This window comes from Pedobacter sp. AW31-3R, from assembly GCF_052180285.1.
Taxonomy (GTDB): domain Bacteria; phylum Bacteroidota; class Bacteroidia; order Sphingobacteriales; family Sphingobacteriaceae; genus Pedobacter.
In genome coordinates, this window is sequence record NZ_CP197475.1 from 2,344,353 (window position 1) to 2,359,662 (window position 15,310).

At 42.1% G+C, this 15,310-nt stretch carries 14 protein-coding genes; 9 read left to right on the top strand and 5 right to left on the bottom strand.

Features of this window, described 5'->3' with window-relative positions; all coding sequences use genetic code 11:
* Genes ACSBL2_RS09570 through ACSBL2_RS09590 form a run of 5 tightly spaced genes read left to right on the top strand, consistent with a single transcriptional unit; the run spans position 1 to position 6,351 of the window.
* A complete protein-coding gene (locus tag ACSBL2_RS09570) occupies positions 1-2,301 on the top strand; it encodes a Gldg family protein (RefSeq protein ID WP_442591465.1) in 2,301 nt (766 codons plus the stop codon).
* A gap of 3 nt (positions 2,302-2,304) precedes the next feature.
* Positions 2,305-3,657, top strand: a complete 1,353-nt coding sequence (locus tag ACSBL2_RS09575; RefSeq protein ID WP_442591466.1) for a MutS-related protein — start codon at positions 2,305-2,307, stop codon at positions 3,655-3,657.
* A complete protein-coding gene (locus ACSBL2_RS09580; RefSeq protein ID WP_442591467.1) occupies positions 3,654-4,982 on the top strand; it encodes a MutS-related protein in 1,329 nt (442 codons plus the stop codon). The genes ACSBL2_RS09575 and ACSBL2_RS09580 overlap by 4 nt, the downstream gene beginning before the upstream one ends.
* A 42-nt stretch (positions 4,983-5,024) precedes the next feature.
* Positions 5,025-6,170, top strand: coding sequence for a hypothetical protein (locus ACSBL2_RS09585; RefSeq protein ID WP_442591468.1), 1,146 nt, complete (start codon positions 5,025-5,027; stop codon positions 6,168-6,170).
* A 37-nt stretch (positions 6,171-6,207) separates the two neighbouring features.
* The gene (locus tag ACSBL2_RS09590) at positions 6,208-6,351 is read left to right on the top strand and encodes a hypothetical protein (RefSeq protein ID WP_442591469.1); all 144 of its coding nucleotides are present in this window, start codon (positions 6,208-6,210) and stop codon (positions 6,349-6,351) included.
* A 143-nt stretch (positions 6,352-6,494) separates the two neighbouring features.
* On the opposite strand, the gene ACSBL2_RS09595 is transcribed toward ACSBL2_RS09590, so the two are convergent.
* The 3 genes from ACSBL2_RS09595 to ACSBL2_RS09605 form a co-directional block, all read right to left on the bottom strand.
* Entirely contained in the window at positions 6,495-6,794 is a 300-nt protein-coding gene (locus ACSBL2_RS09595; RefSeq protein WP_442591470.1) for a helix-turn-helix domain-containing protein, read from the bottom strand.
* 295 nt (positions 6,795-7,089) lie between these two features.
* A complete protein-coding gene (locus ACSBL2_RS09600; RefSeq protein WP_442591471.1) occupies positions 7,090-7,410 on the bottom strand; it encodes a hypothetical protein in 321 nt (106 codons plus the stop codon).
* A gap of 156 nt (positions 7,411-7,566) precedes the next feature.
* Entirely contained in the window at positions 7,567-7,713 is a 147-nt protein-coding gene (locus ACSBL2_RS09605) for an ATP-binding protein (RefSeq protein WP_442591472.1), read from the bottom strand.
* A 136-nt stretch (positions 7,714-7,849) separates the two neighbouring features.
* Here ACSBL2_RS09605 and ACSBL2_RS09610 point away from each other — a divergent pair, with 136 nt between their 5' ends.
* Complete coding sequence (locus tag ACSBL2_RS09610) at positions 7,850-8,518, top strand: YceI family protein (protein ID WP_442591473.1); 669 nt, start codon at positions 7,850-7,852, stop codon at positions 8,516-8,518.
* A 180-nt stretch (positions 8,519-8,698) separates the two neighbouring features.
* Positions 8,699-9,058 carry a YtxH domain-containing protein gene (locus ACSBL2_RS09615; RefSeq protein ID WP_442591474.1) on the top strand — a complete coding sequence of 120 codons (360 nt, stop codon included), beginning with the start codon at positions 8,699-8,701 and terminating at the stop codon, positions 9,056-9,058.
* A gap of 150 nt (positions 9,059-9,208) precedes the next feature.
* Here ACSBL2_RS09615 and ACSBL2_RS09620 read toward each other — a convergent pair whose 3' ends face one another.
* Together ACSBL2_RS09620 and ACSBL2_RS09625 are read right to left on the bottom strand one after the other, a co-directional pair.
* On the bottom strand, positions 9,209-9,643 hold the full coding sequence (locus ACSBL2_RS09620; protein ID WP_442591475.1) for a MarR family winged helix-turn-helix transcriptional regulator: 435 nt from the start codon (positions 9,641-9,643) through the stop codon (positions 9,209-9,211).
* 86 nt (positions 9,644-9,729) lie between these two features.
* Positions 9,730-10,149, bottom strand: coding sequence for an organic hydroperoxide resistance protein (locus tag ACSBL2_RS09625; RefSeq protein ID WP_442591476.1), 420 nt, complete (start codon positions 10,147-10,149; stop codon positions 9,730-9,732).
* A 530-nt stretch (positions 10,150-10,679) separates the two neighbouring features.
* Between ACSBL2_RS09625 and ACSBL2_RS09630 the strand changes: the two genes are divergently transcribed.
* Both ACSBL2_RS09630 and ACSBL2_RS09635 read left to right on the top strand, forming a co-directional pair.
* Positions 10,680-11,255 (top strand): YciE/YciF ferroxidase family protein, encoded by a 576-nt coding sequence (locus tag ACSBL2_RS09630; protein ID WP_442591477.1) that lies wholly within the window; start codon positions 10,680-10,682, stop codon positions 11,253-11,255.
* Positions 11,256-12,209: 954 nt separating this feature from the next.
* On the top strand, positions 12,210-15,302 hold the full coding sequence (locus ACSBL2_RS09635; RefSeq protein WP_442591478.1) for a SusC/RagA family TonB-linked outer membrane protein: 3,093 nt from the start codon (positions 12,210-12,212) through the stop codon (positions 15,300-15,302).
* The last annotated feature ends 8 nt before the right edge of the window (positions 15,303-15,310 follow it).

Consider the following 15,310-nt stretch of genomic DNA (forward strand, 5'->3'; position numbering starts at 1 on the left):
ATGAAAACAATTTTTCGAGTGGCTAAAACAGAATTGAAACTGCTGTTTTATTCTCCTATTGCCTGGTTTCTAATTATTATTTTTATGATCCAGTGCGGCTTTGTCTACCTTAAGGGACTTGACAACATCGCGATGACCATAGAAGGTGGTTACAAACTTCCGTTTAGCGTTATCAGTTCCATATTTTCAGGGGGGCAGGGCGTCCTCTCTAATGTGATGGGCAACCTTTACCTTTACCTTCCCCTTCTTACCATGGGGCTCATCAGCCGCGAAACGAGCAGCGGTACCATCCGGCTTTTATATTCCTCACCAATTCGCGTTAGGGATATTGTACTAGGGAAGTTTGTCGCAATGGTAGCCATGAGTATAGTCATGGTAGGCATTGTATCTATATATATCATCACCAGTTATTTTACGGTAAATAATCCGGATACGGGATTACTGCTGAGCTATGTGCTTGGTTTATTCTTATTGCTCTGCGCTTATTCCGCGATCGGAATCTTTATGTCCTGCCTAACCACCTATCAGATTGTAGCCGCTGTGTGTACTTTCGTAACCTTTGGTATACTTTATAATGTATCGGGTTTGTGGAAGGGAGTACCTTTTTTAAGGGACGTCACCTATTTTCTATCCGTAGCCGGACGTACAGATTGGATCCTCGCAGGACTGATCACCAGTAATGGAGTTATCTATTTCCTGGCTATTGTGTTTATGTTTCTGCAGTTGACTATTTACAAGCTGAAAACAGGGATGGAAACGACGTCTACGTGGGTAAAGGTAAGCCGATATAGCTTCATTGTCATTGTCACCATTGGTATTGGCTACATCAGCTCCATTCCGCAGCTTATTGGTTACTTTGACGTAACACGGGGAAAAAATAACACCATCAAGCCGGATACGCAGAAAATTGTAAAGGATCTTGGCGACGAGCCACTGGAAGTTACCGGCTACGCCAATATTCTGGGCGGATTTATGGAAGATGGAAATCCAGAGGCCTACCAATTGAACATTAACCGCTGGGCACCCTATGTACGGTTTAAACATAACATCAAGTTGAAAACGGTAATGTATTACGATACGCTCAACTTGGGTAATGGGATTATGAAAGCCAACCCGGGGAAAACTTTAGAAGAAATCATCAAAAAGATGGCCGAAACCGGCGACATGCGTCTGAGTCAGTTTAAGCGACCGGACGAGATCCGCAAGATGGTAGACCTTTCTCAAGAGCCCAATTATTACATTATGCAATTGAAATATAAAGGAAGAGAAACTTTCTTAAGGGTATTTCCTGACAACGATCACTGGCCATCGGAGACCGAAATTTCTGCGGCACTAAAAAGGCTGCTCCTTGCAAAAATCCCAAAAATCTTGTTTGTAACTGGCAACCTAGAGCGTAACATCAATAAAATGGGCGACCGTGATTACCGTGCGCTGGCGAACCTTAAAAATTTTAGGAATTCCTTAATTAACCAAGGGTTTGATGTAGACACTATTTCTCTGCAAAACGATTCGATACCTAAGAACATTTCTGCCCTGGTACTCGCTGACCCGAAAACAGCACTCAGCGGACTAGAGACAGCGAAACTGCAGCAATATATTGATGATGGTGGAAATTTACTGATTTCTGGCGAGCCGCGAAAACAAGCCGTGCTCAATCCACTTTTAAGTCAGTTTGGAGTTCAATTAATGAACGGAGCTATTGTACAAACCAGCAGAGACCTTGAGCCACATCTTGCAGCACCTTTTTTAACTGGTAACGGGGCTAAACTTTATCCTCCGCTGGAACAAGCCCATGCTGACAGTGTCGTGATTTCTATGCCGATGGCTACCGCACTGGGAATTGAAAGCTCAAGCCCATATACTATTAAGCCCTTGCTGGTTACTGATCCAAGAAAAAGCTGGCTGAAGAAGGACAAATTTGTAACAGATTCTGCAAAGGTGAAATTTGAACCGGAAAGAGGTGATTTGCAAAAATCCTTTCCGCTAGCGGTTAGCCTTACCAGAAAAACAAAAGGGAAGGAGCAGCGCATTGTTGTTGCGGGCGATGCCGATTTCATGTCTAATATCGAATTAAATCGCTTTAACATGAGGACAGCCAACTTTGCCTTCAACACTGGAATTTTTAGTTGGTTAAGTTACGGTGAGTTTCCAATCAGTAGTTACCGTCCGGCGCCGAAGGACACTACGATTTCAATCAAAAGAGAACAGATCAAATACTTGCGCATCACATTCCTTTGGGTATTCCCGGGTATCATGTTGGCAATCGGCGCATTGATATTAATTAGAAGAAAAAGAAAATAAAAAATGGCATTCCTTACCGATCAGCAAACAATAAATGACCTGAACCTTTTTGGGAAATCTGGTGGAGCGTCCATCTACCAGATTTTTAACAGGACTAAAACGCGTGGCGGGGCGGCCATGCTGGAAGAAATGTTTCGCTTTCCGCTGTCAGATGAACGTAAAATCAACCATCGTAGCCAGATCATTCAGCAATTTGCGAAGACAGGAGCATCATTCCCTTTTAGCATAGACCATTTTGATCCGGTTGAATCGTATTTGAAAAATACCGATTCAAGGACGAAGCTGTCCGCACAAGAGGATTCCATCACCAAAAAGTTAAGCAATATGGTCGCCGTAGATGCCATTACCTCCGGTATCTACCTCGGGATCGCTAATTTGTTGAAGTTGTTGAACGAGTTGCAGCAGTTTCTAAACAGTCATAACGGGGGAGATTTCGACTTCTACGAGCAGGATAAAGAAGATCTACTGGAAATGTTGGCTACCCCAGGGATTAAGGAGGTCCTTGAACTACCTGTCAATGTAAAGATTTCTGCCAGAGAATACATTCAGTACGATGAGCTGTTCCGCTTCCGTCACCGGGATGTGGTGCTCAAAATAATAAGTTATGTATACGGTCTAGACGTTTACTTTTCTGTGGCACTGGTCGCAGTAGAGCGTGCATTTGTTTTTCCAACAGCCTTGCCTAAGCAGCAGCATGTGCTAAAACTTGAGGGCGTGTATCATCCGGAATTACAAAAAGCAGTGCCCAATTCAATCCACATCAATGCGGGCAGTAATGTGATTTTCCTTACTGGTGCCAACATGGCCGGGAAATCAACCTTTATGAAGTCGCTGAGCATTGCGCTTTTTCTTGCTCACATAGGCTTCCCGGTTGCCGCTAAAAAAATGGAATTTTCTGTGCTTGATGGCATCTATACCACCATCAATCTTCCCGATAATCTGGGCATGGGAGCGAGTCATTTTTATGTGGAGGTACTGCGTACTAAAAGGATTGCCCAGGAGCTTAAGTTAGGTAGGAACCTGTTTGTACTTTTTGACGAAATGTTCAGGGGAACAAATGTGAAGGATGCTGCGGAAGCAACGATTGCTTTTACCGAAGCCTTCGCAGGAAAACGTGACAGTATTTTTGTTATTTCTACACACATCATTGAAGCGGGCGAGGTACTGAAAGAAAGATGTGATAACATTAATTTTGTTTACCTGCCAACCCATATGGACGGCACTAAGCCCATCTATACTTATACACTAGAACAAGGTTTAACTGCCGACAGGCACGGAATGATCATCATAAGAAACGAAGGTATACTAGAAATTTTGGCTACCGGCATGGCGCGGATGAATACACAAAAGATATGAACTTTACAGTCGACAAACAAACGCTTGAGGATTTAAACTTACTAGGTAAGTTCACACCAGGTTCCATTTTTAGCATGTTTAATAAGGTACAAACCAGTGGCGGTGAAAGGTTGTTGAATCAACTATTCAAAAATCCCTTAACTGATTTTGATGCGATCAATAAACGCAGTAGCCTATTCCGTTATTTTCAGGGGAAGGACCTGGCCTTTCCTTTTAGCCGTGCTGAATTCCAGACCGTGGAGAATTATTTTGGTATCGGTAGCAGCACAAACTATCCTGCAGCATTGCTAATGGCTTTCTCTAAAAAGATGCAGGCTACCCTACTCAGGGACGAGCGTTACCCAGCATTACAGAAAGGTCTGTTGGCCACGATATCGTTATTAAATGACTTGAATGATTTCCTGGGGCAGCTCAATGAACCGCAGTCAACACCTTTTGATGAAGAGCGACAGGTCATTCAGCGCATTCTGGCTACACCTTCATTGGGTAATTTGTTGAAGGAAAAAGAGGCAAGGGAATTTTCTACAGCCAAACTGGCGGCTTATGATCATTTAATAAAGCATACGCTGCGTAGCGATTTTGAAGTCCTGCTAGAGTACCTGTATAAGCTAGATGTCTACCTTGCCGTAGGCAAAGTAGGCAAGGCTCAAAACTTTAATTATGCACAGGCGTTGCCTAAAGAAATGCAACGGATAGAAACCGCGGCCTTATGGCATCCGGCATTAATTAAAGGAGTGGCGAATGCCGTCGATTTCAACGAAAACAATAATATGGTTTTCCTTACCGGAGCCAATATGGCGGGGAAGTCTACTTTCATGAAGTCGCTGGGTATAGCGCTTTACCTTGCGCATATGGGCTTTCCCCTTGCGGCGAAGGATCTTCATTTTTCGATCCTCGATGGAATCTATTCGTCTATAAATGTCCCCGATAGTCTGAATATGGGTTACAGCCATTTTTATGCGGAGGTTTTAAGGGTTAAAAAGGCAGCGGAAGAAGTGGCTGCTGGGAACAGCTTTTTAGTGTTGTTCGATGAACTGTTCAAAGGGACGAATGTTAAAGATGCTTACGACGCAACATTATCGGTCACCAACGCCTTTGCACAGTTCAGACAATGTTTTTTTATTATCTCTACCCATATTATTGAAGTAGGGGAAGCCTTGCAAAAGACTACTGGAAATGTGCAGTTCGCTTATTTGCCTACCATTATGGAAGGTAAGGTTCCAAAATATACATACTTGCTTGAGGATGGAATTACTACGGATAGGCAGGGCATGCTTATCATTGAAAATGAAGGTATTCTGGATCTGCTTAAAAATAAAAATTAACAAATTCGTGATGATGGCATCACTATAAACTAAATTTTACGTATGAAACATAGCATATTCTGCATTGGTATTTTACTGATGACAGCGGGGACTTCTGTTGCACAGAAGGCACTGAGCCGGAAAGAAGCGGAAGCACTTTCGGTTAAAGAATGGGCGCTGGAGAAGCAGCGTCTACTTCCTGCGGCACAAAAGGTGTGGTCAGAGGGGATTATTAAGTTTGGCGATTATATGATGCCCATTGCCTACAGGGTTTTTGGAGACAAGCCTGCAGATGGGCGAAGTCTCTATTTTTCGCTGCATGGCGGGGGTAATGCTCCTGCTGCGGTAAACCATCAGCAGTGGGAAAATCAGCGGACGCTTTATCCTATTCCGGAAGGTCTGGTCATTGTACCTCTGGCACCTACCAATACCTGGAATTTATGGCACGAGGATCACATAGATAACCTGCTGGATTCCCTGATACGCTATGGGATGATTTTAGAAGACGTGAATCCCAATAAAGTGTACATTCTGGGCTATTCTGCAGGTGGGGATGGTGTCTTTCAGCTGGGGCCGCGTATGGCCGACCGCTGGGCATCGGCTTCCATGATGGCTGGACATCCGGGTGACGCAAATCCGCTGAACCTTCGCAACCTTCCGTTTTCTATTTATATGGGGGGCAGAGATACTGCTTATCACAGAAATACACTGGCTGTTGCCTTTAATACAAAGCTGGACAGCCTCCAAAAGCTTGATCCGAAAGGCTTTGTTCATGATTTTCATTTGTATGCTGACAAAGCCCATTGGATGGACAGAAGGGATACGATCGCAATCCCATGGATGTCTTCCTTCAGGAGAAATCCATTCCCGGATAGGGTGGTATGGGTAGAAGACAACAGAGTTCAGCATCGGTCTTACTGGTTATCGACCCCTGTTTCGGCGCAGGTGAAAGGTTCGGCGGCGGATGTCAGTATCATTGGAAATGAAATTTATGTTAACAAAAATACTTTTAGCAAGCTTAATATCAACCTTAATGATCAGCTCCTGGATTTAGATAAGCCGGTTTCGGTAACGATAGGTGATAAGGTTGTATTTCGAAAGAAGCTTAAAAGGAGTTTGTCGATTATCAAAAAGACAATCCAAGAGTATCAGGATCCAACGATGGTTTTTTCCGTTACGCTCGTCCTGAACGGTAATAAAATTCGATAGGCCAGTTCTACACATGCATCAACTAGGTAAACCTTTTATGAAGAATACCATTCTTAAAAGAATATTGATTTTTACATTAATTGCAGTCGTTGCATTATCGAGTTTTAAAAAGAAAACCGCAGGGGCCGGAGACCATAGCCAAGTGAAAATGGTTTGGGCCATGCGTCTGGATGTGATGTAGAGAAAAATTAATTAATAAAAAATGCCGGCTTACCCTGGCATTTTTTATTAATGGCCTACAGTTCGTAAAACACAATTTGTTTTAACCTTAAGGGCGGCACAAATTTCCAGCGACTGCAACCTGTAAAGCTATTTAACCATGTGTTATGGGGAGGGAGCCTGATTTTTTTTTAATTCACTCGGCCGAATGCCATATTTTGATTTGAAGACCGTAGAGAAGTAATTCGGGGAAGAAAAACCAACCATATAAGTGATTTCTGCTATGCTATATCTTTCATTAATCAGTAGGTACTTGGCTTTTTTCAATCTTCTGTTCATGATATAGTCCGTTATACTACAGTCCAGCAGTGCTTTAACTTTGCTGTAGAGATGAACTCTTGAGATTCCTATTTCTTTACTGATTTCATCTACACTAAAATTTTCATTAGAAAGGTTCAATTCCACGATTCCGGCGAAATCGTTGATAAACCTTTTTGTCCAGACTTTTTAAAATGGGGTGTTTACCCGATGCACTAATGTCGCTCACATAATGGCTTTTGAGCAATGAGCGGTTCTTCAATATGCTTTTTACCGTTGCCAACAGGTATTCGTAGTTAAAGGGCTTTACAATATAAGCATCAGCCATACTCTCCATACCATTGATCTGGTGTTCCAGGCTGCCATGAGCGGACAGTAGTATAATTGGTATATGAGAGGTCCGGATATCTAATTTCAGTCTTTCAGTGAGCGAGCGTCCTGATTATCCGGGAAGAACAATATCCGATATGATCAGGTCTGGTACCTGTTCGTATGCTGAAACTATGCCTTTTTCACCCGAGTCTGCCAGGAAAACCTCATCGTCTTCATCAAACTTATTACCCAGATAATTCATTAGGTTATGGTTGTCTTCGATAATCAGTATCGATTGTTCTTTTATGGTGCCTAGTGCATTCAGGTTTCTTAAAGCCGGTGAGTCATTAAGCCCAGTAGTATAGATCTTGGCATATTCATAAAGTGCTTCTTTGCCGGCTTTACCTTTCAGTTTCTTCTCCTCGGTAAAGTGAGCGTCTCCCAGTTGCAACCGGATACTGAACCGGGTTCACTGTCATTTTGTATTTTCAACTGTAATGTCACCATGGTCGAGGGTCATCAGTTCCTTGGATAAAGATAAACCAAGTCCCGAGCCCTTTGCAGCATTGGTATGTGCCTGGTAGAAATACTCGAATACATGCTCAATCTATTCTTCGGCGATTCTTGGGCAATTGTCTTTTATGGAAAGCAATACGGATGCTGAACTATGACTAATTTCAGCATAAATAATCCCGCCCGCCGGGGTAAATTTTAAGGCGTTTGACAGGAGATTAAAGATGACTTTGTCCAGCATGTTAATATCGAACCATACGTTAATTTCCTGGGCATCTGTAATCAGCCCTAAACGTGGAGTACATTAGTGGATGGATTGATGGCCTAAAATTTGCGCTTCAGAATTCATTCTAATTTTAGGTCTTTAAAAAAATATTATGAGAAAGCTTATTTTCGCGCTTCCAGCGCTTATTCTCCTTGCTTCATGCGGTGGTGCATCAAGCGATAAGGCGACAACAACTGATCAGCAGGAAGCTGCTGCACAAGCAGGTAAAGCCTACATTATTGATACTATAACAACTTCTGTGACCTGGAAAGCCGCACACAAAGGTGGAATGGCTCCAAGATGGGGTGTCATAGGTGTCAGTTCTGGTATGATCTCAGTAGACAGCAATGCGGTGACAGGTGGAGAATTCATCGTGAATATGTCGTCTTTAAAAGTGGATAGTGCATCGGTTACAGAAAAGGACAAAAAAGCTGCTGACCTGGAAGGACACCTTAAAAGTGCAGATTTCTTTGATGTGGCAAAAGCACCGACTGCAAAATTCGTAATTACTAAAGTAGAAGCTTATGATGCCACAAAACAAAAAAGTTTGCTGGCTGATGCAAATTATTTGGTAAGTGGAAACCTAACCTTAAAAGACAGTACACTGAATATCACTTTTCCAGCAAAAATTGAGGTCACTGAAACTGGTGTAACTGCTACCGCTAAGTTTACGATCGACAGAACTGCATGGGGAGTGAATTACAAAACTGAAGGTAGTCCGGAAAACTGGGTGATTGCTAAAGACGTTGAAATTGGCTTAAACCTGAAAGCTACCAAATAATAGTTCTTTTGAGAACAGATCCCCGTCAGGTAAGCTGGCGGGGATTTTTTTTGCAGGAATCTTTTGTCATTTGCGATAGATTCATTGTCATTCATCTTTTTCCTGTGTTTTTTGTATGGATATATGTGATATTTTTAAACAATACCCGTAGCTGCTTGTTGCTCTGATAAATATCATGCTATGGAATTCAAGAAAATAATCAGAGCCGCGCTTAAAAAGGAATCTGGCGCAAACACAAAAGTTGCAGTAGCAATCATTACAGGTGTAGCAGTCGGTGCAACACTGGCTGTGCTGTTCGCTCCCCAAAGTGGAAGAAAAGTACTGAAAACGGTGGGCCATACCGGGAGGAAGTTTTCCGATCATGTAAACGATCTTGTCGCTGAACTGAAGGAAAAATTCTTCACTACCGGAGACAATGCTGAAGCGCAAAGGGCAGAAGAAATCACAAATGAGCTGCATGCGGTTAAAAAACCAAAGTCAGATATCAAAGAATTGCTCCATAAAGCACACCAAGCTGCCGCCCATCCAACTGAGGCATAAGTTTACAGGGCTATGCATAGGGGGGAAGGTCTTATTGACCTTCCCTGAGCCTGGTATTTTTTACCGGGCTTTGCTGTTGCCAAAGGCTGGAAGAAAGTATCTCGGGAGACCGGAGGATTTAAGAAAAAACGTAATCAGAAAATGGGAAGATTAGAGACTAAGATTCTTAATCAGTTTGTTCAGCAATTCATGTAATTGAATTCCTTCCTCTACAGATATCCCGATATTTGCCAACAGTTTTTCCTGTAATGCCGGAACCGATGACTTTAATGCTATCCCTTTTGGGCTGAGCGAAATGATAATACTCCTTTCATCCTTTTCGGAACGTACCCTTTCTACCAGTCTGGATTCCTGCATTCGTTTAAGTAATGGGGTGAGTGTATTTGACTGCAGTTTGAGTTTCTCTGAAAGCAGGCTCAGGTTCACTCCGTCACTTTCCCATAAGACCATTAAAACCAGATACTGGGGATAGGTAAGTCCCAGGTCATCAAGGACAGGCTGATAACATTTAGTGACCAGCCTGGATGCCGCATATAAAGGAAAGCACAATTGATTTTCTAATTTTAGCGATTCGTTGATGTCCATTCCATTTTTTTTAGGTTTCAATTCAGTAATGATGCGAAGTAAAACATTTTTTGTCTCATTTCCATCAGGATCAGCATCTGAGGATATTAAATCACTTCCAGCTGAACCTCTATATTCCCCCGGGTTGCATTTGAATAAGGACAGATGGTATGTGCTTTTTCAACCAGTTGCCGGGCTTTTTCCTTTTCAACACCAGGAATATGTACCAGTAAGGATACGCCAAGCTGAAAACCTCCATTTCCATTGGGGTTTAGGGATACTTTTGCTGTAACTGTTGAAGCCTCTTCAGGTGTTATTTTCGCCTGATTCATGATCAAATTGAGTGCGCTGTCGAAGCAGGAAGCATATCCTGCCGCAAAAAGCTGTTCTGGATTGGTGTATCCCTGTTGGGTACCTCCAAGTTCTTTAGGCATTCTGACTTCGAATTCAAGTGCGCCATCTTCGCTGGTTACTTTTCCGTTACGGCCACCGGTTACGGTAGCACTTGTTTCATATAGTGTTTTCATGTTTATATATCGTTAGCGATTATGTCGTTCACGATACAAATATAGGTAAAAGCTAAGAAATAGCAAGTGTTAAATCCTAAATGATTTTGATTTGACACTTGCTCCCTGGGAGCATATAGGTGCTTAAACCTTATATAATCCCTTTTTTAAAAAAACACAATGAATAGCTGTAAATCCCTGGTGTTGATACGGTCTGCGCCATTTGTTGTTTCTATTAAACCCTATAAAGTCTGGAATAATTGGTTTGTTGATTGTTCATCGATACATCTTCCGTTGTCAATACGTTGAATTCGATAAAGGGCGATTTAAGAGAGCCCTATCCACCTTTTTCTTATTTTCAATTATAATTGGGTCTTCAAAAGACCATGCGGAATTTATTGATGCTACTGAACGGGGGAGGGCTGTTTGCTCCCCTTTATTTCTGTTCAATTTTTTTTGAAATTCTGTAAACAATAGTGGTGATGTTTGGTTGTAGTAGGACATCTGACATATCAATAGATATGTAATCCAAAACCTATAAAAAAACGATTATGGCCACAACAAAAACAGCAGCGGCAAAGACCACTGCAAAACCAAAAGCAACCAAAAAGGAAAGTAACACAGAAAAAATGGAGAATTCTGAATTCCATCAATTCTTTGTAGATGAATTAAAAGACATTTATTGGGCGGAAAAGCACCTGTCTAAAGCGCTGCCGAAAATGAAAAAGGCAGCTACCAGTCCTGAGTTGGCTACAGCTTTTGAAACCCATACAGAAGAAACTAAAAACCACATTGCTACGCTGGAACAGGTATTTCAGTTGTTGGGGGAAAAAGCACAGGCTAAAAAATGTGACGCTATGGAAGGATTGATTGCTGAAGCTGAAAGTATTATAGAAGACACCGATGCAGGCACAATGATCCGTGATGCGGGGTTAATTCTTGCCGCACAGAAAGTGGAGCATTACGAAATTGCCACCTATGGTACTCTTGTCGTCTTTGCGCACAATATGGGGCATCAGGAGGTAGCTGATCTACTCCAGTTCACGCTTGATAATGAAAAGGCAACCGATATTGCACTGACAGAAATTGCTGTCAAAACAATCAACCAGGAGGCGGCTGCAGAGTAATATCAATGGCCTCAGACCATATCGTCTGAGGCCATTAATAGGATTTTCCACCCAACAATCTTAGGGGTATCGGACTTCTATTTCAGCTAAGGACGATCTGTAGGATTTTTTAAATAGCACACAGCCTTATTTTTGACAATCGGCCGGTATTTTCCATCGATATTGGCCAATTTTTCTACCCTGCACAATGATGGATTTACACCACACCCCAACTTTCTTCCATTTATATGCTGCCCAATTTTCCGTATCCAGGTATACTTTAATAAAAGAACCAGATAAAAAATATTTCTTCTGAATTTGTAACTGGAAAATTGATCAAAAAATCTATAGCTTTTTAATTTTAGTGTATCATTCTTTATATTAGGGTGTTATGTATTTAAAATAAAGTATACTGAAATGGTAGTATTTTATTTTAATTGCTATATTTGAGGACTATTAATTTTATAGAGAAGTTGTCATTGAATTTACTGGAATAAATCAGGAAGTTTATTTTTCTCTTTCATTCCTTCCCATAAAATTCAATTTAATTATGGTGTTAAAATTCCAATTTCCATCTCTATACAATTGTACATGCTTTACCAAAAGCAATAACAACTAATTAACTATTTAAACGAAAGGAGGCTATATAGCTGAATAAAAACTCAACTCTCTATATTCCATATTTAACTTATTGTAAAATGCAGGGGTAGTTGTAGCTACCCCTGCTAAAAGTGATGTCATTACAATAATTTACCAGAATGCGAATTAAAGTTTAAACCACTCAAACGAATATACCGAGAATTATGATGATTTCATAATTTCCTCGTTGATTGCTATGGGTATATCTTCTTATTACCTGGTATCTCTTGCTTATATGAAATTTGATGGTCAATGAACTTGTCAATCTAAATGATCGATACCGGATCGGCTTATGCCTGAATCGGTAGTTTAATTAACTATTATTTAAATAATATAATGAAAAGAACTTTACTCAGGTATCTTAGTGTTCTTCTAATGCTAACAATTTCAACAATTGCCAATGCTCAGGAAAAAACAATTACAGGTACAATAGTTTCAAAAGAAGATGGTTTGCCTCTGCCGGGGGTAAGTATCAAATTAAAAAAATCCACAATTGGCACAACGAGCAATGCTGCAGGGAAATTTACACTCAGGATTCCCGCGAATGAGGAGCATGTCCTGGTCATTAGTTTCATAGGTTACCTGACACAGGAGATAAAAACTGAAAGGAAAATTTCTTTTGATGTAGCCCTTGTTGCAAATGACAATACGTTAAATGAAGTGGTGGTTTCTGCGGGTGGTATACTTCGGAAACCAAAGGAGCAGGGTTATGCAGCGACCAGGGTTACCGCCGAAGAGCTCACTAAGGGAAAATCACCAACAATTGCCGGGGGATTAATTGCAAAGGTTCCCGGCCTTCAGATCAATGCGATCACAAGTGGTGTCAATCCAAATTATAGGTTGGTACTGAGGGGGAACAGGTCTCTTACAGGTGATAATACAGCCTTGATAGTGGTAGATAATGTTGTTGTGCCGAGTAGTATACTGGGAAACATCAATCCGGAGGATGTGGAAAATATATCTGTATTAAATGGGGCTGCAGGGGCAACCTTGTACGGTTCGGAAGCCTCAAATGGTGTATTGCTGATCACTACCAAAAAGGGAAAGGAAGGGAAACCTGTTGTCCGCTTGTCAAATACGACGACATTGGAGCAAATTAGCTTCTTTCCAAAATTGCAGGATAGGTTTGGTGCAGGATCAACTGCTGATGCGCAGATTTATAATCCTATAGAAAACCAGCAGTTCGGGCCTGCTTTTGACGGAAGCTCCCGTCCGCTGGGAGACCCGCTTGCCAATGGCGACCAGCAATATGTCATTTATTCTCCTGTGTCCGATAGGAATGATTTCTGGCAAACCGGCGTAACTACGCAGACAGACTTCTCTGTTTCCTCTGGTGACGATAAATCTACGACCTACGTAGCAGGCCAGTACCTTGATGGTTCAGGTACCACACCAGGTGACAAATTCAAAAGGATTTCCCTCCGGTTTAATGGAACCCGAAAAATCATTCCCAACCTCAGCATTGATTATGCGGCCAACTATATAGAAAACAACTATGATGTCACCAGCGCCACAGCTACGGTGTACTCTTCGTTAATTCAGGTGCCGGCAAATATTCCTTTAAGTGAGTACGAAGACTGGCAGAACGGCAAATATTCCAACCTTGACGGCTTTTACAACCCCTGGTATTTAAATCCTTATTGGGAGGCCGCTAACCGTCGCCAAAATAGTAAAAACGCTTACCTTACAGGTAAGGTTGAACTGAAATATTCACCACTGGCATGGTTAAACTTCACTTACAGAGCAGGTTTATCGAACAGGTATTATACCAACAAGTCAAGATCTGCAGTCGGCATTTATACCGATTATTCCCAATCGTTAGGAAAGACCAACTTTGCCGGTACGGTGAGTGATGCTGCCGAGCAGACTTCCAGGTTCAGTAATGATTTTCTGGTGAACATGAAGCAGGAAGTGAAGGACTTCTCTGTCAACCTGATCTTGGGAGCTTCATCAGTAAACAAAACCTCAAAAGATGTAGGCGTGGGGGCTAATGGACTGGTGATTCCCGACCTGTATAACGTGAGTAACCGTACAGGAATAGCCACGGCGACAGAGTCCAACACCAAAAGTAAATTGTACGGACTTTGGGCTGATGCCACGATCGGATACAAAAACTATCTTTACCTGCACCTTACAGGAAGAAATGACTGGACCTCTTTGTTAAGTAAAGAAAACCGCTCATTTTTTTATCCCTCAGCAGATCTTTCTTTTATCGTATCCGATGCTTTTCCTAAACTCAAAGAAACCAGGATAATTGACGATTTAAAGGTACGTGCCGCAGTATCTAAGACCGGTTTGGTGAACATCGATCCTTATTCCCTTGATCCTATATTCGATTCTGTTACCGGATTCAGCAGCGGCACCTTTTTTACGCAAAATGGCACCCTTGCCTCCACTGATCTGAAACCGGAAACAACAAGAGGGTATGAGCTGGGAACCGACTTCAGACTTTTTAACGGAAAGATCGATGCGGGTTTTACTTATTATTACACCAGTACCAAGGGACAGGCAATTTATGCAGGTATTCCTTTGTCCACCGGCTTTTCAAGCTACCTGATCAATACCGGGGAAGTCACCAATCAGGGAATTGAAACGGCATTGCATGTTACCCCCTTAGAAACAGGCGACTGGAAACTGACTGTTGGGGGAAACTATACCTTCAACGAAAACGTGCTTAAATCTCTTCATCCTACCTTAAAAACGATAAGTATCAATACCAGCAATGTGATTTATGCCGTTGAAGGCCAGCCGATCAACTCTATTATTGTGACCGATTATAAAAGGGACGACCAGGGCAGGGTAATCGTTGATCCTTATACGGGGTATCCGAGCCAGGCCGCCACTACGCAGAACCTGGGCAGTACGACGCCAAAATACAGGCTCGGACTGGATCTGCTGGTGTCGTACAAAGATTTTACTTTAACAAGCCTATTTGAATACCGTGGAGGATATAAAGTTGCATCCATAAGTCTTGGGAATAACCTGGACTTTGCCGGTGCTTCTGCGAGGAGTGCCTATTATAACCGTGAGCGTTTTGTCTTTCCGAATTCATCTTACCTAGATGCCTCAACCGGAAATTACGTAGAGAACACCAGTATCACGGTATCTGATGGCGGCTCAGGCTTCTGGACCAGCGGTGCACCAAACAGAAGTATCTACAGCAACTATGTCTATTCAGGAAACTACTGGAAATGGAGGGAAGTATCCCTTGCCTACAACCTTCCGGGCAAGATCCTTGGCAAGCAGAATGCCATTAAAGCACTTCAGGTTAGTGTACAGGGAAGAAACCTGTTGTTGTGGACTCCGGCATCCAATGAGTATACAGACCCTGATTACAGTGCCAACGATAACAATGCAGTTGGGGTTTCTACCTTGGCCCAAACACCACCTACACGTTATTTCGGTGCCACCTTATCCGTAACTTTTTAAACCTATGC